The 20,804-nt window shown below is 61.9% G+C and carries 17 protein-coding genes and 1 riboswitch; of the genes, 10 read left to right on the top strand and 7 right to left on the bottom strand.

The features are described 5' to 3' along the window. Nucleotides 1-35 precede the first annotated feature (35 nt). Nucleotides 36-1,328 carry an MFS transporter gene (locus tag CFB49_RS17610; RefSeq protein WP_069619070.1) on the bottom strand — a complete coding sequence of 431 codons (1,293 nt, stop codon included), beginning with the start codon at nucleotides 1,326-1,328 and terminating at the stop codon, nucleotides 36-38. Nucleotides 1,329-1,833: 505 nt separating this feature from the next. Between CFB49_RS17610 and CFB49_RS35750 the strand changes: the two genes are divergently transcribed. Both CFB49_RS35750 and CFB49_RS17605 read left to right on the top strand, forming a co-directional pair. Continuing rightward, entirely contained in the window at nucleotides 1,834-2,559 is a 726-nt protein-coding gene (locus CFB49_RS35750; protein WP_143329297.1) for a hypothetical protein, read from the top strand. A gap of 35 nt (nucleotides 2,560-2,594) precedes the next feature. Beyond that, the gene (locus tag CFB49_RS17605) at nucleotides 2,595-3,128 is read left to right on the top strand and encodes a methylated-DNA--[protein]-cysteine S-methyltransferase (protein ID WP_089491897.1); all 534 of its coding nucleotides are present in this window, start codon (nucleotides 2,595-2,597) and stop codon (nucleotides 3,126-3,128) included. A 108-nt stretch (nucleotides 3,129-3,236) separates the two neighbouring features. Here the strand turns inward: CFB49_RS17605 and CFB49_RS17600 are convergent, their stop codons facing one another. After that, nucleotides 3,237-3,728 carry an Lrp/AsnC family transcriptional regulator gene (locus CFB49_RS17600; protein WP_089435930.1) on the bottom strand — a complete coding sequence of 164 codons (492 nt, stop codon included), beginning with the start codon at nucleotides 3,726-3,728 and terminating at the stop codon, nucleotides 3,237-3,239. A 156-nt stretch (nucleotides 3,729-3,884) separates the two neighbouring features. Here CFB49_RS17600 and glmS point away from each other — a divergent pair, with 156 nt between their 5' ends. From glmS to CFB49_RS17570, 6 genes are all read left to right on the top strand, one after another. Further along, nucleotides 3,885-5,714, top strand: coding sequence for a glutamine--fructose-6-phosphate transaminase (isomerizing) (gene glmS, locus CFB49_RS17595; RefSeq protein ID WP_089491896.1), 1,830 nt, complete (start codon nucleotides 3,885-3,887; stop codon nucleotides 5,712-5,714). A gap of 306 nt (nucleotides 5,715-6,020) precedes the next feature. Beyond that, nucleotides 6,021-6,470, top strand: coding sequence for a hypothetical protein (locus CFB49_RS17590; RefSeq protein ID WP_249190392.1), 450 nt, complete (start codon nucleotides 6,021-6,023; stop codon nucleotides 6,468-6,470). 24 nt (nucleotides 6,471-6,494) lie between these two features. After that, nucleotides 6,495-6,749 (top strand): DUF2933 domain-containing protein, encoded by a 255-nt coding sequence (locus CFB49_RS17585; protein WP_084044288.1) that lies wholly within the window; start codon nucleotides 6,495-6,497, stop codon nucleotides 6,747-6,749. Beyond that, nucleotides 6,733-7,389 (top strand): methyltransferase family protein, encoded by a 657-nt coding sequence (locus CFB49_RS17580; protein ID WP_089435916.1) that lies wholly within the window; start codon nucleotides 6,733-6,735, stop codon nucleotides 7,387-7,389. The genes CFB49_RS17585 and CFB49_RS17580 overlap by 17 nt, the downstream gene beginning before the upstream one ends. A 72-nt stretch (nucleotides 7,390-7,461) precedes the next feature. Beyond that, a complete protein-coding gene (locus CFB49_RS17575; RefSeq protein WP_069618990.1) occupies nucleotides 7,462-7,728 on the top strand; it encodes a DUF5676 family membrane protein in 267 nt (88 codons plus the stop codon). A 148-nt stretch (nucleotides 7,729-7,876) separates the two neighbouring features. Then, on the top strand, nucleotides 7,877-10,324 hold the full coding sequence (locus tag CFB49_RS17570; protein ID WP_089491895.1) for a heavy metal translocating P-type ATPase: 2,448 nt from the start codon (nucleotides 7,877-7,879) through the stop codon (nucleotides 10,322-10,324). A 111-nt stretch (nucleotides 10,325-10,435) separates the two neighbouring features. Here the strand turns inward: CFB49_RS17570 and CFB49_RS36350 are convergent, their stop codons facing one another. The 5 genes from CFB49_RS36350 to CFB49_RS17545 form a co-directional block, all read right to left on the bottom strand. Next, nucleotides 10,436-10,762, bottom strand: a complete 327-nt coding sequence (locus tag CFB49_RS36350) for a hypothetical protein (protein ID WP_176730216.1) — start codon at nucleotides 10,760-10,762, stop codon at nucleotides 10,436-10,438. 42 nt (nucleotides 10,763-10,804) lie between these two features. Further along, nucleotides 10,805-10,908: riboswitch (SAM-I-IV-variant riboswitch) on the bottom strand. A gap of 151 nt (nucleotides 10,909-11,059) precedes the next feature. Further along, nucleotides 11,060-12,058 carry a sensor histidine kinase gene (locus CFB49_RS17560; RefSeq protein ID WP_256979910.1) on the bottom strand — a complete coding sequence of 333 codons (999 nt, stop codon included), beginning with the start codon at nucleotides 12,056-12,058 and terminating at the stop codon, nucleotides 11,060-11,062. Between the two features lie 404 nt (nucleotides 12,059-12,462). Next, nucleotides 12,463-13,137 (bottom strand): response regulator transcription factor, encoded by a 675-nt coding sequence (locus tag CFB49_RS17555; protein ID WP_069618994.1) that lies wholly within the window; start codon nucleotides 13,135-13,137, stop codon nucleotides 12,463-12,465. 8 nt (nucleotides 13,138-13,145) lie between these two features. Continuing rightward, nucleotides 13,146-13,961, bottom strand: a complete 816-nt coding sequence (locus CFB49_RS17550; RefSeq protein ID WP_089491892.1) for a MipA/OmpV family protein — start codon at nucleotides 13,959-13,961, stop codon at nucleotides 13,146-13,148. 130 nt (nucleotides 13,962-14,091) lie between these two features. Continuing rightward, a complete protein-coding gene (locus CFB49_RS17545) occupies nucleotides 14,092-14,907 on the bottom strand; it encodes a hypothetical protein (protein WP_089491891.1) in 816 nt (271 codons plus the stop codon). Nucleotides 14,908-15,667: 760 nt separating this feature from the next. Here CFB49_RS17545 and CFB49_RS17540 point away from each other — a divergent pair. Together CFB49_RS17540 and CFB49_RS17535 are read left to right on the top strand one after the other, a co-directional pair. Further along, nucleotides 15,668-18,430, top strand: a complete 2,763-nt coding sequence (locus tag CFB49_RS17540) for a type VI secretion system Vgr family protein (RefSeq protein WP_089491890.1) — start codon at nucleotides 15,668-15,670, stop codon at nucleotides 18,428-18,430. A 19-nt stretch (nucleotides 18,431-18,449) separates the two neighbouring features. Further along, a complete protein-coding gene (locus tag CFB49_RS17535; RefSeq protein ID WP_373453186.1) occupies nucleotides 18,450-20,762 on the top strand; it encodes a T6SS effector phospholipase Tle3 domain-containing protein in 2,313 nt (770 codons plus the stop codon). The last annotated feature ends 42 nt before the right edge of the window (nucleotides 20,763-20,804 follow it).

The following is a 20,804-nucleotide window of genomic DNA, read 5'->3' as shown; positions in this document are numbered from 1 at the left end:
CCCGAGGGCGGCGTTGTCGCTTGGCCGATACGCCATCACGCATCGAGTTGCGCGGGCTTCATCTTCGGCGTGAGCACGTGCATCACGGCCAGCGCGATCAGGTAGGCCGACGCGCCGATCGCGAACAGCACCCAGTAGTGGCCGGTGCGCTGCAGCACCTGGCCGATCACTTCCGAGAACAGCACGCCTCCGATCGAGCCGGCCATTCCGCCGATGCCGACCACCGACGCGACTGCACGGCGCGGGAACAGGTCGGACGCGGTCGTGAACAGGTTCGCCGACCAGCCCTGGTGCGCGGCGGCGGCGAGGCCGACGATCAGCACCGCGATCCACAGGCTCTGCACCTGCGACACGAACGCGATCGGCAGCACGCAGCAGGCGCAGATCAGCATCGCCGTCTTGCGCGCGCGGTTCACGCTCCAGCCCGCGCGCAGCAGCATCGACGACAGCCAGCCGCCGCCGATGCTGCCGACCGTCGTCAGCGCATAGATGCAGACGAGCGGCAAACCGATGTGCTGCATGTCCATCCCGCGCGACTCGTTGAGCCACTTCGGCAGCCAGAACAGGTAGAACCACCACACCGGATCGGTCATGAACTTGCCGATCAGGAAGGCCCACGTCTCGCGCTTGCGGATCAGTTCGCCCCAGCGCGGCGCGCCGGCGTTCGCGTTCGCCGCGTCGAGCGCTTCGGCTTCGTCGCGCGGCTCGTCGTATTCCGCGGCGAGCGCGCGCGTGTCGGCCGTGCGATACATCACCAGCCACACCGCGAGCCACACGATGCCGATCGCGCCGATGATCACGAACGCCGCGCGCCAGCCGTAGGCCACCGCGATCGCCGGGATGATCGCCGGCGCGAACACCGCGCCGATGTTCGCGCCCGAGTTGAAGATGCCGGTCGCGAGCGCGCGCTCCCGGCGCGGGAACCATTCGGCCGTCGTCTTGATCGCGGCCGGGAAGTTGCCGCCCTCGCCGATCCCGAGCAGCGCGCGCACGGCCGCGAAGCCCGTCACCGAGCCGACCGCCGCGTGCAGCATCGCGGCGATGCTCCATACCAGCATCGCCACCGCGTACGACACGCGCGTGCCGAGCCAGTCGACGATGCGCCCGAAGCCGAGCAGGCCCAGCGCATAGAACGCCGAAAACGCCATCACGATGCGGCCGTACTGCACTTGGCTCCAGCCGATGTCGTGCTGCAGCATCGGCGCGAGGAGGCCGAGGATCTGCCGATCCATGTAGTTGATGACGGTCGCGAAAAACAGCAGTGCACAGACGGTCCAGCGATAGCGGCTGGCGGCCGCGCGCACCGCGCCGACGACGGCAGAGGGCATGAATGTCTCCGATGCACGGTCGCGCCCGTCGCGCCGCACGAAGTGTTCGTTGACCGGCGACCGGCGCCGGGGCGAACGGCCCATGTGCTACTGCACAGGCACTTTTCGCCAATCCATCTGGAAAACGTTTTTCAAAGGATAGGCCGCGTGCCGGGGCCGTGTCAGTCCGGGATTTCGATGAGTCATCTCAAATTGGTCGCGGCAAAAGAGACGACTGTTTCGTACGGGGAATCAATCGTTTTCTGGGACACGGACTGCGACTGGCGGCAACCCGCGGCTCGGGCACACAACTCCTCGACAATTGCGATTCGTAAAACGCGAAGGCCGGTCTGACACGCAAATGCCGCATGCTCGGCATGTCGGGCCCGGAGCGCAATTCATTGATTCTCCTTGTCGATCAATTATTAGTCTTTTCCATATCAATCGATACAAAAAACATCAGCCGATCAAGTATACTCATCTGCGGCCTCAGCCTTGAACATCACAACGACATAATATTGCCGCTATGCTCAAATTTTTGATCACCTGCGTTCAGGTTCTCTCCGGCTTCTATTTAGCGGGCGACATGGCACGCCAGAATCCGAAGATCAATGATTTCGTTGCTCACCTTGAAGATGGCTATGGAAGCTTCAATGCCCGCCTGAAAGATATCAAAGTTCGAGATGGCTTGAATGCATTGAGAAAATTCTATCGATATATTTCGATAATATCGATCGCCTGTTTCTTTATGCTCCCAAAAATTGTCGGACCAAACCAATTACTAGCTGGCTATCTGTCAAGCATCGGCATGGTAAGCATGTTCGGCTGGTTCTCGATAAAATGGTGTATCGATCACAAGAATGCACTCACTGGCATACGGCCTCAGGTGGGGTTGATGATATTTGGCCCGGTCATTCTAGGAATATTCGATACATTCTTCGAAACCCCATTTGTGACAATTCTTACCCAACCTCTCTACAAAATTTCCATTCCTCTCGGCTTGCATGTTCCGCACCTGACCAATCCCATTGCAATTGGAGGATGTCTTTCTCTCATTTTCGCGATATTCTTTTTGATTTACTACATACTCACGTGGTTGCTTGCCGCGCCGGCTGCATTTCTTTCTGCCGCATTCGTCTTGCTTCCGGTTGCCGCAGCAAGATTAATTCATACGGTCGCACCGCGAAAGGCGTTTGTTGGCCTAGCCCTTATCCTTTTCGCAACAACAAGCTTTGGCCTGCTCTTGTTCTAGGGCCTGATGTAGCGCCTTCATGGAGAAACCTCGCGATGACTCCCGCTCACCTGATTCCGAGCCCGCTGGGCGACATCGCCGTGCGCATCGAGGACGATGCGCTGACCGGCCTGTACTTCGTCGGCCAGAAATACTTTCCGTCGGTGGCGATCGTGACCGAAGCGGACGCACTCGCGATGTCGCCCATCGCGCGCCAGGTCACGGAAGAAATCGCCGAGTACTTCACCGGCGCGCGCGGCACGTTCTCGGTGCCGATCCACCTGCGCGGCACCGCGTTTCAGCAACGCGTATGGAAGGAACTACTCGCGATTCCGTTCGGCGAACTCGTGTCGTACGGCGATATCACCGAGCGCGTCGGATTGCCGATGAGCGGCGCGCGCGCGGTGGGCGGCGCGGTCGGCCGCAATCCGGTATCGATCATCGTGCCGTGCCATCGCGTGGTCGGCGCGTCGGGCAGCCTGACCGGTTATGCGGGCGGCATCGATCGCAAACGCGCGCTGTTGTCGCTCGAAGGCGCGGGGTTTTCGCGCGACGCATATCAACCGATGCAGCGGGCGCTTGCGTTCTGATCGACGAAGCGCGTCACGCGCCGCATGCCCCGAAACGTTGACGATCCCGCAACGGGTGGACGCCGTGCCGGCGGAGTGACGACGGACGAACGGCGCGGTTGCCTCACGTCATGTGCGCTTGCGCATCGCATGCGCGACCCGCGCGTTCGCTTCGAATTTCGCGCGATGCGTCGAGAAAAACGTCCGCACGTTGCGGACGTTCGACGCGCCGGTGAACAGCCGCCGCGCGAATTCGTCGTATTCGGCGACGTCGGCGAGATCGGCGATCACGACGAAATCCGGCCCCGGCGACACGCGATAGCACTGCGTGACGGCCGGCTCCGCGCACACGTACGCTTCGAACGCGTCGTAGTCTTCGGCCGTCTGCCGGTCGAGGCTGATCTCGATCAGCGCGGTGACGCCCGTGCCGATCGCGACCGGATCCAGCACCGCGACCTGCCGACGGATCACGCCGGCCTCCGTCAGCCGGCGCACGCGACGCATGCAGGTGGGCGGCGACGACAGCGCGCGCTCGGCGAGTTGCAGGTTGGACACCGACGCGTCGTCCTGCAGGATCGCGAGGATGCGCAGGTCGAGGTCGTCGAGGGTGATGCCGGCCATCGGCCACTCCTTCCGGTCAGAGTGTGAAATTTAATTTCAACATGATAGACGATTATCCATCTGTTTCATGTTTGTTCATTTTTTGAAATTTAATTCCATTCCACTGACTCTACCATCGCTCTCACTGATCCAGACAGGACATTTACGGAGCGCGATATGTGTGGAATCGTCGGGGCGGTTGCCCAGCGGGACATCCTGCCCAACCTGGTCGACGGCCTGAAACGGCTCGAATACCGCGGCTACGACTCGTGCGGCGTCGTGGTCTACCGCGACCGCGCGCTGGCGCGCGCCCGCAGCGTCGATCGTGTCGCGAACCTGCAGCGCGAGATCGCCGCGCAGGCGTTGTCCGGTTACACGGGCATCGCGCATACGCGCTGGGCCACGCATGGCGCACCCGTCACGCTCAACGCGCATCCGCACTTCTCGCCGAGCGACGCGAATGCGCGCATCGCGCTGTCGCACAACGGGATCATCGAGAACTGCGATCAACTGCGCGCGGAACTGCAGGCGCACGGCTATGTGTTCGCGAGTCAGACCGACAGCGAGGCGATCGCGCATTTGATCGACCATCTCTACGACGGCGACCTGTTCGAGGCCGTCCGGCATGCGGTGGCGCGACTGCGCGGCAGCTATGCGATCGCGGTGATGTGCCGCGACGAGCCGCACCGGATCGTCGGCGCGCGCGACGGGATGCCGCTCGTGGTCGGGGTCGGCGAAGGCGAGAATTTTCTGGCGTCCGATGCGATCGCGCTGTCGGGTATCACCGATCGCATTGCCTACCTGGAGAACGGCGACGTCGCCGATATCCAGCTGCATCGCTACTGGATCGTCGATGCGAACGGCCAGCGCGTCGAGCGCACGGTGCAACGCGTCGCCGCGCATAGCGGCGCGGCCGATCTCGGATCGTATCGGTACTACATGCAGAAGGAAATCTTCGAGCAGCCGCAGGCGGTGTCCGATACGCTGCTCGACGTTTCGTCGATCATGCCGGAGCTGTTCGGCGACGGTGCGTGGCGCGTGTTCAACGACGTCGATTCGGTGCTGCTGCTCGCGTGCGGCGGCAGCTATCACGCGGCGCTGACCGCGAAGTACTGGATCGAGAGCATTGCGAAGCTGCCGGCGAGTGTGGAAATCGCCAGCGAGTTCCGTTATCGCGACAGTGTGCCGAATCCGCGCACGCTGGTGGTTGCGGTGTCGCAGAGCGGCGAAACCGCTGATGTGCTGGGCGCGGTGCATGTCGCGAAGCGCAGCGGGATGACGCACACGCTCGCGATCTGCAACGTCGCGACGAGTGCGTTGATGCGCGAATGCGCGCTGCAATTCGTGACGCGTGCGGGAGTCGAGATCGGCGTGGCTTCGACGAAGGCGTTTACGACGCAGCTCGTTGCGCTGTTCCTGCTGACGTTGTCGCTGGCGCAGGTGCGCGGGCGGTTGAGCGACGACGAGGAGAAGGAACATCTGCGGGCGCTGCGGCATCTGCCCGATGCGATGTCGAAAGTGCTCGCGCTGGAACCGCAGATCATGGCGTGGTCGGAGTTGCTCGCGCGACGCGACAACATGCTGTTTCTCGGGCGCGGGATGCATTATCCGATCGCGCTCGAAGGCGCGCTGAAGATGAAGGAGATTTCCTATATTCATGCGGAGGCCTATCCGGCGGGGGAACTGAAGCATGGGCCGCTGGCCCTCGTCAGCAATGAAATGCCTGTGATCGCGGTTGCGCCGAACGACATGCTGCTCGAGAAGCTCAGGTCGAACATGCATGAGGTCAGTGCGCGGAATGGGCGGCTGTTCGTGTTTGCGGACGTGGACTGTGGGTTGGTGCCGAGCGAGGGAATCGAGGTGATTCGGCTGAACGAGTACTACGGGCCGTTGTCGCCGATCCTGCATACGGTGCCGATGCAATTGCTCGCGTATCACGCGGCGCTGGCGCGGGGGACGGATATCGATAAGCCTAGGAACCTGGCTAAGTCGGTGACGGTGGAGTGAGGGGCGGTTTCGCGCTCTTATTGTGCTGACGTGCATTTCAGAAGTCCCGGACGCGCCTCCGTCCGGTATTCCCCGGCATTCCGCCGCCCGCCGGGGCACTGCCTATCGTAAGTAGCCACGCAGTCGCAGCGTGGATGCACGTCAACGCCGTGTCGTCGAGCGTGCCCGGAACGATACCCGATACCGGCCGCACGTCCCCGCCACGGCGTGCCAGGTATGAAGAATTCGGTGCGTGATTCGTTGAGCCACGTCAAGCCATTGACGAGGCGTCAGCATAGAGTGGTTTCAGGGTTCGACCGGCTCTCGATGACCATGCTCAAGGAGGACAAGATGGCATTCCCGCAAAAATTCGCCATCGCCATTGCGACGCTCGGCATGATCAGTGCCGTTGCAATCGCTGGTACGCCGACGGCCACCGACAATGCGGCTCACGATGCCCATCATCCGAATAAAGCAACCGCAAAAGCGCCGACCAAGTCAAACCGCGAGGCGGACGACCAAATGCAAACCATGCGCGTCATGCACGAAAAGATGATGAACGCGAAGACGCCCGAGGAACGCGCTGCGCTGATGGACGAGCAAATGAAAATCATGCAAAACGGCATGAGCATGATGGAGATGATGAGTGCTCACTCGTCCGGCATGCCGATGTCGTCGCGGCAGGGGAGTATGGAAACGCGCATGGACATGATGCAGATGATGATGCAGGCAATGATGGACCGGCAGGCTGCTCGCGAGCATCCCGCCGAGAAGTGAGACGCCACGAAATGGGAGATAGCCGTGGATGACAACTCGCATGATGGTCGGCCGTTCTGGAAATCACGGTCGGCCATTGCACTCGTAGCGTTCGCTGCAATAGCGCTATTCCTCCTGCTCTCCGAACACCGCGCCCACTTCCTTGGGGTGTTGCCCTATCTGCTGTTGCTCTCGTGCCCGCTGATGCATCTGTTCATGCACCATGGGCACGGGCACCATGGGGCGAAATCGGCCCGCGGGCGTCCTGATCCGGGAGACGGCCATGACCAGCATCGGTGACGGCTACGGGCTATGGAGCCTCGTCGCTATCAATTCTCTCGTCTTCATCATCTTCGCGTTCAGCTTCTTCAAGCCGGCAACCAAGCGGGACTGGCGCACGTTCGGCGGATTCTCCGCCTTCATCGTCGCGCTGTTCGCGGAAATGTACGGGTTTCCGCTCACTATCTATTTGCTATCGGGTTGGTTGCAGACGCGCTTTCCGCAAGCAAATTTGCTGTCGCACGACGCGGGGCACCTCTGGTGGACCTTGACCGGCAGACACGGCGACCCGCATGGCGGACTTCCGCACCTTCTCAGTTTCTTCTTGATACTCGGCGGTTTCTACTTGTTGTCCACGGCGTGGCACGTACTGTATGAAGCTCAGCGCGGCAAGGAGTTGGCCACCACCGGACCCTACGCGAAAATCCGGCATCCTCAGTACGTCGGATTCGTCGTCATCATGCTGGGCTTCCTGCTCCAATGGCCCACGCTCGTGACCTTGGCGATGTTTCCCATTCTGGTTTTCATGTACGTTCGACTAGCGATACAAGAGGAGCGTGATTCCGAGGCACGGTTCGGCGCTGCGTGGCGTGAATACGCGGCGCACACGCCGCGCTTTGTGCCGAACCTGTTTGGAAAACGCCCGGCTCGAGTACATTGATTTCAGGCGACTGCCCCGTAGCGGGCGCTGCTGCCGAACTCGATCGCGCTCTTCCGGGATAAGGGGACTGCCATGAAGCCCTTCAAGACTGGCGTGACGCTCTCAGCCACGGTTGTGCTCTTCTATGTCCTGTGCACCCTCGTATGGATGGCGCTTCCCGAACCGTTCATGAACTTCATGAACGCGCTTTTTCACGGACTCGATTTCCGGCGCCTCCAGACGGGCGAGCCATCGTCCTGGTGGTTTGTCGTCTACCCGGCCTTTGTGTTCGCGGTATGGTTCTTTGCAGCCGGCGCCTTCTTCGCTTGGTTACACAACCGCATGAGTGGACCAAACTGACGCAATTCCGTACGCCTACCCTTGTCCCTGGAGCGAAAAAACGTGGAATGAACGTTGCTCCCGCTCTATCGTTCAACACGTCGAAGCGTACGCGACCGACGTATCGGCCAGTCTCAGTAAACGAAACGGGTGAGCAAAGGAGCGTCCAATGAGTGGCCAACCCGACGAAGAGAAGCTTTATCACCCCCGGATTTTCGAACACGTGTCATCGGACGGACATCACGCCCGTGACACGGACCAGCACGCCGCTTCCACCGGGCACAGACCCGACGCGCATGCTCATCACCATGAGGGCCAGGACGAACACGTGCGCTCCACGGGTTCGCTTCGCGATCCCGTCTGCGGCATGGCGGTGACCGATGCGTCGCGCTTTCGCTGCGAACACGATGCAAGGTGGTACGCGTTCTGCAGCGAAGCTTGCTTGACGAAGTTCAAGGCAGCGCCGTCCAGGTACGTCGAGCCCTCGCCCATTGAACAGCAGCAAGCAGCACCCGAGGGAACCCTTTACACGTGCCCAATGCATCCGGAAATTCGTCAGGGCCATCCTGGGCAATGTCCGAAGTGCGGCATGACACTGGAACCGATTCTGCCCAGCGTCGACGAAGGCGAAAACCCGGAACTAGTCGATTTCCGACGTCGATTCTGGCGGACGTTGCCACTGACCGTCGTCGTCTTCGTCCTGGCGATGTTCGGCCATCGTCTCGAATTGATGGATGTCCGCAGCGAGAGCTGGGCTGAGTTCATTCTGTCGACGCCGGTCGTCTTGTGGGCAGGCCTGCCGTTTTTCACGCGATGCGCGCGCTCATTCATGAACCGCAGCCCCAACATGTGGACGCTTATCGGGCTTGGGACAGGCGCGGCCTATATCTACAGTGTCATCGCTACCCTCTTCCCCGGCGTGTTTCCTGAAACGTACAGTACGCACGGCCGGGTCAGCGTGTATTTCGAGGCGGCGTCAGTCATCATTTCGCTGACGCTTCTCGGACAGTTGCTCGAACTGAAGGCCCGATCGCAAACGTCCGCCGCGATCAAGGCACTCCTCGGGCTCGCGCCCAAGACTGCGCGACGCATCAACCCGGATGGTTCCGAAGAAGACATTCCGTTGTCCCATGTACATGTGGGAGACCTGCTTCGCGTGCGGCCCGGCGAGAAAGTCCCAGCGGACGGTGTGGTGACTGACGGCTCGAGTTCGCTCGACGAGTCCATGATTACCGGCGAGCCCATTCCCGTCACCAAACGCGTTGGTGACCGCGTCATTGGCGCAACGATGAATGCGACTGGCAGCCTCGTCATTCGCTCGGAAAAGGTCGGCTCCCAAACTGTCCTGTCGCAAATCGTGCAGATGGTCGCGCAGGCGCAGCGGTCCCGAGCCCCCATGCAGCGCATGGCCGACAAAGTCGCCGGCGTGTTTGTCGTCGGGGTCGTCAGTGCCGCTCTTCTGACGTTCTTCGTGTGGGGCATCTTTGGGCCGGAGCCCAGCTGGGTGTTCGGTCTCATCAATGCGGTGGCGGTGCTCATCATTGCGTGTCCATGCGCGCTGGGCCTTGCGACGCCAATGTCCATCATGGTCGCGAGCGGGAAAGGCGCCGCTACCGGGATTCTCTTTCGCGACGCGGCTGCGATTGAAAATCTACGCAAGGTCGACGTACTCATTGTCGACAAGACGGGGACGCTGACCGAGGGGCGTCCAGAGTTCGATCGAGCTGTGGGCGCCAACGGATATACGACCGACGAAGTCCTTCGTCTGGCGGCGAGTCTCGACCAAGGTAGCGAGCATCCGCTTGCCGCAGCCATCGTTGTGGCAGCCCGTGAAAAGAAGCTGACGTTGGACCGCACGGAAAACTTCGAATCCGCGACAGGTATCGGCGTGAGAGGAATCGTCGCTGGCAGGAGACTTGCACTTGGCAATACCGCGCTGATGCAGACCGACGCCATATCCGTCGAATCGCTGGCCAAGGAAGCGGACGGCCTCCGAGCGCAGGGTGCGAGCGTCATGTATTTGGCGGTCGATGGCAGTTTGGCCGGACTGCTGTCCGTCGCCGACCCGATAAAGGTGACCACGCCGGAAGCGCTTTCGACATTGAGGGAGAACGGTATTCGAGTCGTGATGGCGACCGGTGATGGTGTGGTCACCGCCAAGGCCGTAGCCGAGAAACTCGGCATCGACGAATTCCATGGCGAGGTGAAGCCTGCCGACAAGCTCGATCTCGTGACGAAGCTTCAGCAAGCCCGGCATGTCGTCGCGATGGCCGGCGACGGCATAAACGACGCTCCCGCACTCGCCAGGGCCGATGTCGGCGTGGCCATGGGAACAGGCACGGACGTGGCAATGAGCAGCGCTCAGGTGACGCTCGTCAAGGGCGACTTGCGCGGTATCGCGCGTGCCCGACAGCTGTCCGAGGCAACCGTCGCGAACATGAAGCAGAATCTTGGCTTCGCATTCGTTTACAACGCGCTCGGGGTTCCGCTGGCAGCTGGCGTACTTTACCCGTTCACTGGGCTGCTGCTGTCGCCGATGATTGCCGCGCTTGCAATGAGCTTGAGTTCCGCATCGGTCATCTCGAACGCGCTGAGGTTGCGTAACGCCAAAATTTGAGCAGCGCCGAATGCTGAAGCCACTTGAGCAAGCCGCTTCGATTCGCGAATGACGTGTGCGTCAGCACGGGACGGGAGAATCCACCGCCTGGCGGCCGCTCTCCGACACATGTCAGGCCGACCCCGCCCGAACGAAATGATGCTCCACTCTCGTCCGGAGCACGCCATCGAGCGCCGCAAGCCGCTCACGCAGCCGGACCGCCTGCCCTTCCGTCATTTCACCGAGCACGATTTTTTGTTCGAGCACGTCACCACAGCGGGTGATGGCCCACCGATCGACCGTAGCCGTTTCACCTTCGAGCACAGCAGCCGCGGTCGAGACAATACCCGGATTCCGTCTCGAAACGAGATGAACCGTGTGCGTCAACGTGAAACCGGGAAGAAAATGCGACCAGTCTTCACAGACCGTCGGATGGGAAGCGGAGGAAACTTGGCTCATGGTTGCTCCGGATGAATGGTTATCGAACCGGTGCCAGCCATGCTGCTCCCGTTTCGTTGCCGTCGATCGGCCGCATCGCCTCAGGGGCGTCCACCTTGCCCGGGAGGGCAGGTTGGCGTCGGGAAACCCGACTCTGGATGCTTGATTTCTCACGTTCGACATTTCGAACGTTGATTCATTATACCGAAAATTCGACGCCGAACAAGTCACCCCGGAAAAGCCGCAATTCGACCGGATGGCGCGTTCGATCCAGCCCTCTTACTGCAGGAGCCCGCCACGGCACGACCACCGCACCGACTAAAACCACACACTGAACCGCGTCCCCGTCATCAGCACATCGACCGTCAGTTTCCATTGATGGGCCTCGGCAATCTCCCTGCAGATTGCCAGCCCGAGGCCCGCACCGTCATACCGCGAATCCGGCGCCCGCCAGTATCGGTCGAAAAGCAGCGGCAGATGTTCCCGCCGAATACCGGGCCCTTCATCTTCAACATGAATCGCCGTCTCGAGCACGGTCAGCACGACGACACCACCCGACGGCGACGCATTGATCGCATTCTCGAGAATGTTCTTGAGCAGGATGAAAAGCGCCCCGCCGTCCGCGCGTATCGGCGACGCGGCGTCGCGCGCTTCGATATGAAGCGTTACTTGCTTCGCATCGGCCTTGCCGGCCAGCAAGCTCACGACGTCCCGAGCGACGTCGACGCCGTTCACGTCGCCGAAACTGAAGTTCTGCGCCTCGCTGACTTCAGCCAGATGCAGCAGCTGCTTCACCTGCCGGGCCATCAAGTCGATCTCGCGAAGCAAAGGCGCCTTATGGCTGATGTCGGGCTGCAGCTCGATCTGCCCTCTGACCAGCGTGAGCGGCGTCTGCAGCTCGTGCGCGGCGTCGGCCAGAAACTGCTGCTGAACCGCGAAGCCATTCTCGAGCCGGGTCAGCGCATCGTTGAACGCATCGATCAGCGGCTTGATCTCGCTGGGAATCCCGGCAGACGACAGCCGCGTCTTCAGGTTGCGCGGCTCGATTTCCCGCGCGGCACGCGATACCTCCCGCAACGGCTTCAGCACGTGACCGATCGTCAACGGCAGCGTCAGTCCGAAAATGATGGTCGCAATGACCAGCACATAAGCGATGGTCTTCGGTATCGGATCGATCCGCGTCCTGACGAGCGCATCGACGAGTTGCCTGCTGTGCGCCACCTGCACGTAATAGACGACGCTCCCGTTCAGCGCGCGCTGCGTCGCGACCGCGTACGCCTTGCCGTCGATCGTAGCGGGCAGCACCTTGCCGGCCACCGTCGCGAGGTCCTCCGTCAGCCACGGTCGATCGTCGCTCGAAGGCGCCGACGCCAGCAACACCTTCCCCGTCGCATCGAGCACGCGATACTTCACGTCGGCCGGCAAGAGCCGGAATATCACCGCCGGATGCTCGCCCAATCGCACGGATGCCGGGCGCCCGGCCGCATCGAAACGCATCCCGTCCACGATATGACGGATGCTCTCCATCTGCTGGCGCCTTCCCAGGAAGTCGGGATATCGATCCAGAAAATAGACGGAAAGCGCGGACAGCAGCGCGAGGCTGACGGCGAACGCGGCGACGTTGGTCACCCACAGACGCGTCGACAGGCGCAGGATCCAATGACGAAACATGGCGTCCTTTTACCAGAGCGCGGCAACGGGCGAAACGCGGCGAAGCATCGTCACGCGTCCCGCAGCGCGAAGCCGGCGCCGCGGATATTGGTGAGCCGCATCGTTGCGCCGATCGCCGTCAGTTTCTTGCGCAAGCGGTGCACGGTCACCTCGAGCGCGTTCGGCGTAACCGCCTCCGCGAACCCCCATGCGGCATGCTCGAGTACCGCATGCCGGACGGTCCGGCCCGCGGCTTCGATCAGGCACAGCATGACCTGCAACTCGGCCGGCGCCAGCAGCACCGTCCGGTCGCCACAGCGCATCGCGCGTTGCGGCGGGTCCACGGTCACATCCGCGAACGATGCGACGAGCGTCGTGAGCAGCGCCGGACGACGCATCAGCGTGCGTACGCGGGCGACGAGTTCGCTCATTTCGAACGGCTTGGTCACATAGTCGTCGGCGCCGCTTTCGAGTCCGTCGATACGGTCATGCAGCGCGTCGCGTGCCGTCAGCATCAGGCAAGGCATCATGCGGCCCGCCGCGCGCAGCGTGCGCAGGAACGTCAGGCCGTCTCCGTCGGGCAATCCGCGGTCGACGATCAGCAGTGCGTAATCGGCCCGGTCGATACCGTAAGCGGCTTCCCGGGTATTGCCAAACCGATCGGATTCGATTCCCGCCGCGGCCAGGGCCTGAGACAACAGGCCGGCCAGGCGCTCGTGATCCTCGACAATCGCCACTCTTGGCATGCTCGCACTCACTTGAACCGATACATGTAGCCGATCCGGGCGTCGGGAACGAACCGCCTGCCGACGAGCGGACTGTCGGTGATCCCGTCGCCGAGACGCGACACGCCCACGTCCAGAAAAATCGTCTGCTGCTTCGTCGGCCGATAGTCGAAACGGGTGCCGGCCGACACGTTCACGGCCGAACCCGCGCTGTAGGGGGCGCGCCACGCACGTGCTTCCGATGGTCGCACGCCGTAATAGTAGTCGACGTATTTGTTGCTCAGCCATTCAGCGCCGACATGCGGCGTGATCGAGAATGCGCCCGACGAGAACGCCTTCTCGAAGCCGATTTTCGCGCGTGCGCCCTTGTTTCCGCCGAGCAGGAAGCTACCCGACAACGTGCCGAGGCCGGTGCTCCATGACAGTGCAGGCCCGTACCATAACGCGCCCTTGCGCTTTTCCATGCCGTTCAGGATCGGGGCGTCCGAGCCACTGTATCCGTCGAACAGCGAGAACTGGCCACGCAGCGCGACACTGACACCGCTCCAGTTGCCTATTTTCAGATCGACCGTGGTGCCGATGGCCTGCACCCATTTGTTGTCGAAGTAGACCAGAGGAAAAGGCAATACGCGGGTGCCGTCGCCCTTGTAGGCCGACGGTTCGATGCCGACGCCCGCGCCCAATCCCCAATGCGTGACGTTCGTCGCGTTGTTGAGTATGGTCAGCCCTGAGTTATCGGGATCGGGCGGGCTCATGCCGTCGTCCGCCCACGCGGAAACAGATGAAAGTGCGAATGAAGCGGCAATCAGCCATAGCGGGCGGGCGCGGCGAGAGGCAATTTTCACAATCGTTTTCCTGGAGTCGACGGTCGAAACGGGGGCTACTGTAGGACCAGTCGACTTACCGCTCACTTACCAGGAAAAATATCGTCCAAGGCCTCTCCGCGCGCCTGCATGACGCGCCCGCCGAACCCCGTTACTTCGACAACCGCAGCTTCTTCGACACCACGACGCCGCTCGACGGACTCACCAGCCAGATGTCACGGAGATCCATGTGCAACGTGGAGATCCGCGTCGAAATGTCCGTCGGCTCCTCGATACTCGGATCGGCATGTTCGGTTTGTTCGCTCAAGTAAGGCCGAACCAGCCGCCCGGAAAAAACCAGTGCGAAGTCGCCATGCGTTTGCGCGTACTCGGCGGGCGAAAGCCGCATGCGGCTCCGAACCGTGGTCTTTTTGCCTTGCCCGGTCTCGAGCTCGATGATGTCGACGTGCTGGACGTACCCTTTCGCCTTCGCTTCCGGTGCGATCACGAGCCCGCGCCCGCGCGGCCCCTTCGTCACCTTGCTGAGCAGGATGCCTTCCCGGCCGTCGCGCTCCGCATCGAACAGGTCGACATCCAGTGTCAGCAGCTGCCGCCGCGACCGGTATCTCAGCCCGTACCGCACCGGCACCACGAACGTCACGTCACGATCCAGACCGACGGCCGCCAGGTCGGGATTCGTCGGGCCGTGCCGGCCGGCGGCACCGGCGACCGCGCCGCGAACCCGGTCGCGCAACGAAGGTGCGAGCGTGCTGGCGTGCACCTTCTGCAGCGCATCCCGGATGGCAACCGGATCGTCGCCGACAATCGGTCGTGCCGGGGCCGTGTCGTGCTCGACAGCCGACGCGACGTGCGTCGAGCCGTCGCCGCCCTTCCCCTCTGCATGCGCCGCGACGGGCGCCAGCATCGTCGTCAAGGCGACGATGCACGCGAAGCGCGAACACCCCAATTTGAATTTCCGGTGAAACACGACGAACTCCCGATTGCGTCCAGATCGATCAACGACGAGCACTATAGGCTGGAATGATCGGCAACGCATCCGCCGTTCGAAATTCGACGATGCCGGCACGCGTCGTCATAGGTTCCTTGTCGGCCCGGCGGCACGTCAATGGCCGACACAACACTACCGTGTTGCCGTGGCGACAACAACTGACGGAAAGCAGGCAACGGCACTCATCGAGCATCCGCAAACGCATCGCGCGGCATCACCTGGCTCGCGGAATTCGTCCGAATCCAGTCCGCCATTCACCTGCGCAGCCGAGCGATCCGGCGGCGAATTTGTATGTTGAAAGATGCTTTCTCCGGCATCCGATCGGCGGGCGTACACATCACGCGCCAGTGCACAAGCGTGCTCGCACGGGTTTCAATCGATGTGACGTAACGCTGCTCATTTTGAGTCGGGACAATTCCTAATTTCCAACTTCCAATTCAATCATGTCCTGACAAAAAAGCCCCTATTTCGACCATATGGAAAACGAGGCACGACAAATACAAACCCACAATAATCGCCTCGGCATATTCATATCTAAACAAAGACACCGCCCAACCCACGCAAACATTAACCATTGTTTCAAAAGCAATAATTTCCCATCTCAAAATAAAAATATTTCTTAAAGATAGAAATATCTTGTTATTCTTCGCACCGAAATTCCAAGCGCCGTCGCATTGCCACCTGAGAGGCAGATTCGAATCCATCCGAATCCGGAACAAAAAATAACGAGATTGTCGTTATGTCGATAGCAGCAACTTTGAGAAACTTTGCGTCGGGTCTGGTCGACCTGAACAAGCGTCCAGTCTCCCTTCATTTCGGGCAGGCGCAACGCGCGGTCGGACATCTGCTGGCGCTCCATCACGCCGATATCCGCGAGGGGCTGATGTCGGGCATCGAAGGGCAACTGACCTGCGTGTCGACCTACGATCATCTGCCGCCTGCGCTGTTTCTCGGTTTGCCCGTATCGGTCCGGCTGACGACCGATCGGGGCAACATCCAGGCGATCAACGCGATCGTGCGTGAAGTGCGAGCCGGTCAATCCGACGGCGAGCTGACCGTCTATCAGCTGCACGTATGCGACGCCCTGTCGCTGATGGACCGTCGCACGAACGCCCGCCTGTTCCGCTCGCGCGGCGTGCCGGACATTCTGGCGACGCTGATGAACGAGTGGAAACAGCGTAGCGCCGCACTCGCGCGAGCATTCGATTTCGACCTGTCGGCATTGCGGGCCGATCGGTATCCGGCACGCGAGCTGACGCGGCAAGTCAATGAATCCGACGCACGCTTCATCCGGCGTCTGCTGCGCCGGGAAGGCATCACGGTCTTTGCAAAGGCCGCCCCGGTCGACGGCAGGCGCGGCGTGACCGATGAGCGGCCGATTCACACGCTCGTGTTCTGCGACGATCCGCATCGTCTGCCGGACGCACCGGCCGGCACCGTCCGCCTTCATCCGCGCGACGCCGGCGTCGAGCAACGTGACACCGTCACCCTCTTTGCGTACGACCAGAGCCTGTCGCCCGGCAAGGTCCGCCGCCCGTCGTGGGATTACAAGACCGCTCGTATGGACGACTTCGAGGCCATCACCGGCCTCGATCAGGGCGAGTCGGGGAACGATCTTGCGCGCCTGCTGACCGACGTCGCGGTCGACATCCCGCACGTCGGCGACTCGTGGAACGATCACGCGCGCATCGCGCACGACCGGATGCTGGCCCATCAGTTCGCGACCGCGCGCTTCGAAGGCATCGGCACCGTGCGCGACATGCTGGTGGGGCACGGATTCACGCTGACGGGCGACCCCGAGCTGGATATGAAGTCGATCGATCGTCGTCGGTTCGTCGTCACGTCGATTCGACACATCATCTGGAACAACCTGCCGAAAGACCTGTCGGGCCGCGCAAGCGGGCTATTCGCGGCAAGCCGCAACCTGACGCCGATCGTCCCGCCGCCCGATGCATCGGGTTCAACGGATACGCGCTACGAGAACAGTTTCACGTGCGTGCAACGCGGTGTGCCGCTCAAGCCGGCCTACGATCCGGCAATCGACGTGCCGCCGGTTCACCTGCTGACCGGCACGATCGTCGGCACGCAGGGCGAAGAGGTGTTCTGCGACAAGGCCGGCCGCGTGCGTGTGCAGATTCACGGGCTGGATCCGGCGGACCATGCGCACGCGCAAGGCGCCGGCACGAACGGCCTGGCCGGCGACAGCGCGCCGATTCGCGTCGCGGCGAGTCTCGCGGGCGAATGCTTCGGTGCGCTGTTCCTGCCGCGTGTCGGCATGGAGGTCCTGCTGGGGAGCCTGTCGGGCGATCCGGACCGTCTGGTGATCATCGGCGTGTTGAGCAACGGCGCGAACCCGCCCGCGACTTTCAGCGATACCGGCGCGCTGCCGGGCAATCGCTACGTATCCGGGATCAAGACGCGGGAAATCAGGGGCCGTCGGCACAACCAGCTTCGGCTGGACGATACGCCGTCGCAAATCTCCGCGCAGTTGGCAAGCGGACATGCGCATAGCCAGTTGAATCTCGGCTATCTGACGCAACCCCGCATCGACGGTCACGGGGACGATCGTGGCGAAGGCGCGGAGCTGCGCACTGACGCCGCCGCGGCGTTGCGCGCCGCCCAAGGCATGCTGTTGACGACCTATGCGCGTTCGCACGCAACCGGCGGTCAGCTCGATCGCGATGAACTGATCCATTTGCTCGATCAATGCGCGGCGCTGTTCAAGTCGCTCGGCGATTACGCCGGCCAGCATGGCGGGCAATCCGCCGACACGGCCGGCCAGGACAACATCGCCAACGCATTCCGTCACTGGAAACCCGGCCGGTCGGAATCCGACTCCACGGGCGACGCATCCGCGTTCATGGCGTTCGGTGCGCAAGCGGGGTCGCTGAACGTCACGCCGAAAACGCACGTCACGTATGCGGGCGAGAACGTCGATCAGATTGCGCAGCAACACATGCAAATCACGAGCGGCGAGCGAATCAATCTGCATGCCGGGCGCGGCATCGCGATGTTCTCGCACGGCGACGGCATATCGGCGATTGCGAACCACGGGAAAGTGGCCCTGCAATCGCAGAACGACGACACGCAAATCGAGTCCGGCAAAAACATCCAGTTAACCGCGGCTGACGGCAAGCTGGCCGGCACGGCGAGCGACGAAGTCGTATTCGTCACATCCGGCGGCGCGTATCTCAAGCTGCGTGGCAGCGATATCGAACTGGGTTGCCCCGGCAAGTTCACCGTGAAATCCAATGGTCATGCGTGGGACGGCCCCGCCAGCATGAGCGTCGACCTGCCGACATTCGATCAAAGTCCGCTCGGCCGCGTCCCGAAGCTGATTCGCCCAACGGACGGTAACGCGGCGCCGGGGTTCGAAGGACAGATTCGAAAGGCATCGGGAACGCTGTCGAACATGACGACCGACACGGCCGGGGAACTGCCGGCGGTCGATACCGACCGGTTCGAGAGGCTGACGGTGCAGTTCACCAAGAAGAATGTTTAACGCAAGCGCAGGAGTCCGGATGATTGATTCATCTCTCGATCCTCGGCCGGAAGAGGACGCACGCACCGACGAGCACGCCGCGACGGGCGACGTGTCCGACGCGGCTACGCCGCGCCCGGAGCCACCTCAGATCGTCGTCGGTCGGAGCGACGGCGTCTCGATGTGGACGAAAGACACCCGGCTGATCTGCATCAAGCAAATGCCGTTGCCTGGTGTCGTCATCTTCGTCCATGGCGTGAACTCCGAAGGCGAATGGTTCGAAGCCGCCGAGCAGGGGCTGTGCGATGGCCTGAATCGCCGGCTCGGGCGGCTGGATGATCAATTGATGTATCACGGCATCGACGCCGGGCAATTGGTGCCGGCGAAGTACACGGAAAGCGTGACGCCGGACGGGTTTTTGAATCCGAAGCTTTGGTCCGGCAACTACATCAAGTCTGATCCGTCCTTCTCGCCCGTCATTCACTTCCGATGGGGCTATCGGGCAACCGCCGCTGAGTTGAAAGAGTATGGCGACAAGATCTTCCTGAACGAGAAGGACTATTGGGGCGGCGGCCCGTTCACGAACGGCTGCGCGAGCCTGCCCGATCTCTGGCACGGCGGCCTCGACGACCGCGCGGCCGGGTGGTTGACCGTCCAGGGGATCAACCCGACCAACCGGCCGCTGTATCGCGCGCCGCCCCGCGCATATGGCGTGCTCGCGGCGTTGCGCCTGGCGAGGCTGATCGAATCGATTCGTCGCATGCAGGCCGACGTGCCGATCACCGTCGTATGCCATAGCCAGGGCAACATCGTGGGCCTGACGGCGGCGTTTTTCGGCGATGCGCTGCCCGATGTCGAAGATCCGTGGGGACGTAGCGGGCAGTGCGTGGCGGATGCCTACGTACTGGCGAATGCGCCGTACAGCCTTGCGCGCGCGGACGGCCCGAATCCATCCGATACGTTCATGGATACCTGGTCGCAACGCGCGACCAGGGACGGCAGCGGTCGTCGCGGACGGCAGACCTACGCCGCCCGCACGAAAACGTTCGGCAAGTTTCTGTCGATCATCGGCACGCGCAAAGCCTACGAACTGCCCGCCGGCAAGATCGATGAAGACATGGCCAACGAACGGGTATCACCGACCAGCAAGCGGTCCTATGCGGCACAAGAGGATCGGGCTCGCCACGGCCTGAACGGATCGACATATGGTCGCGTCACCGCGTATTGCTGTCCACACGACCAGGTGATTTCGGCGGTCACGGTTCAAGGCATCGGCTGGCGCGGCATCGACGAGAACGAGCTGAACGATATCAACGTCCCCGGCGTGCTGACGCAGCGCGTCTTTGCCTCCGGCTTCCAGGTTGGCGTGCAGGAGCGCTATCAGTATTGGGAAGATGACTGGCGGCATGGCAAAAAGGGAACGACGTCGGGATTCTGGTATCCGCCTTCGCCACCTGCCAAGTTCAATCTCATCGGTGCGCTCAAAGGGAATGAAACCATCTGGGGAGTGGCGGCGACACTGGCGACTGCGCCGCTCATGTTCGTCGTGACCGGGTTCAGCTCGGCGTTGAACATGTTCCGCGTGAATGCCAATCCGCCACAGGGATGGACCGTCGTGGCGGACGCCCCGCCACTTGACGAGCCATTTCCGCCGAAAGCGAAGCGATTCGGCAAACCGGTCAAAACGACGGACGGCGCGGCGGTGAGCGACTTCAACGAAGGCAACGATCCGCTGGCCGCATGGCGCGACGCAAGCAAGAGCGAGGCAGACAAGCGCGCGGACGATCCTTACGATCAGTACGAGGCGAAGAACGCGGACAGTGTCGCGCAAGGGACGGCAGAGAGCGAAGCCGGACAGCGTTACGAGGACCGTGCGCTGATGCGGATGGAGGCGCGGCGCACGCTGAATACGGAATGGCTCGATGGCGACGGCCACGTGATCGGCGAGGACGGCAAGAGCGAAATGCCGGAGGGTTACAAGGAATGGCGCGATAGACAGATTGTGGATTGGCTCGATCGTGGCTCGACCAACAGCCCGACGAACCATTCCACGACGATGACCAATCCGGAGCACGCCGAAAAGGCACTTGCGTACGACGTGGCGATCGGGGTTTGCTATCTGACGCCCGAGCAAATGAAAGCGCTACGGATTGAAGCCGATTGGCGGATGGGAGACGGTATTCCCGACGACAACCCGAACAAGAAATACACAGAGTACTTTGTGCGCGGAAAATTTGACGAACTTCCGATGCATGAATGGGTACATGCGGAGAGCAGCGAAGGCAAGATGCCGGACGCCATCACGAATGAACGAGAAGGTCAGTTCTATCTGAAGGTCGGGGGCACGATATGAAGGCACTAATCGCTACATGGCCGCGACGTGCCGCTGTTGCGC

It is taken from the genome of Burkholderia sp. AU17457 (genome assembly GCF_002223255.1).
GTDB lineage: Bacteria > Pseudomonadota > Gammaproteobacteria > Burkholderiales > Burkholderiaceae > Burkholderia > Burkholderia sola.
The sequence above is the reverse complement of the archived record's forward strand: the minus strand, read 5'-3'. Positions and strand labels throughout refer to the sequence as shown.

What these genes read in the sequence shown, in the direction of transcription:
- CFB49_RS17610 (WP_069619070.1), bottom strand. Translation starts at nt 1,328, where the DNA reads ATGCCCTCTGCCGTCGTCGGCGCGGTGCGCGCGGCCGCCAGCCGCTAT.
- CFB49_RS35750 (WP_143329297.1), top strand. Translation starts at nt 1,834, where the DNA reads ATGCTCAAATTTTTGATCACCTGCGTTCAGGTTCTCTCCGGCTTCTAT.
- CFB49_RS17605 (WP_089491897.1), top strand. Translation starts at nt 2,595, where the DNA reads ATGACTCCCGCTCACCTGATTCCGAGCCCGCTGGGCGACATCGCCGTG.
- CFB49_RS17600 (WP_089435930.1), bottom strand. Translation starts at nt 3,728, where the DNA reads ATGGCCGGCATCACCCTCGACGACCTCGACCTGCGCATCCTCGCGATC.
- glmS (WP_089491896.1), top strand. Translation starts at nt 3,885, where the DNA reads ATGTGTGGAATCGTCGGGGCGGTTGCCCAGCGGGACATCCTGCCCAAC.
- CFB49_RS17590 (WP_249190392.1), top strand. Translation starts at nt 6,021, where the DNA reads ATGACCATGCTCAAGGAGGACAAGATGGCATTCCCGCAAAAATTCGCC.
- CFB49_RS17580 (WP_089435916.1), top strand. Translation starts at nt 6,733, where the DNA reads ATGACCAGCATCGGTGACGGCTACGGGCTATGGAGCCTCGTCGCTATC.
- CFB49_RS17575 (WP_069618990.1), top strand. Translation starts at nt 7,462, where the DNA reads ATGAAGCCCTTCAAGACTGGCGTGACGCTCTCAGCCACGGTTGTGCTC.
- CFB49_RS17570 (WP_089491895.1), top strand. Translation starts at nt 7,877, where the DNA reads ATGAGTGGCCAACCCGACGAAGAGAAGCTTTATCACCCCCGGATTTTC.
- CFB49_RS36350 (WP_176730216.1), bottom strand. Translation starts at nt 10,762, where the DNA reads ATGAGCCAAGTTTCCTCCGCTTCCCATCCGACGGTCTGTGAAGACTGG.
- CFB49_RS17555 (WP_069618994.1), bottom strand. Translation starts at nt 13,137, where the DNA reads ATGCCAAGAGTGGCGATTGTCGAGGATCACGAGCGCCTGGCCGGCCTG.
- CFB49_RS17540 (WP_089491890.1), top strand. Translation starts at nt 15,668, where the DNA reads ATGTCGATAGCAGCAACTTTGAGAAACTTTGCGTCGGGTCTGGTCGAC.
- CFB49_RS17535 (WP_373453186.1), top strand. Translation starts at nt 18,450, where the DNA reads ATGATTGATTCATCTCTCGATCCTCGGCCGGAAGAGGACGCACGCACC.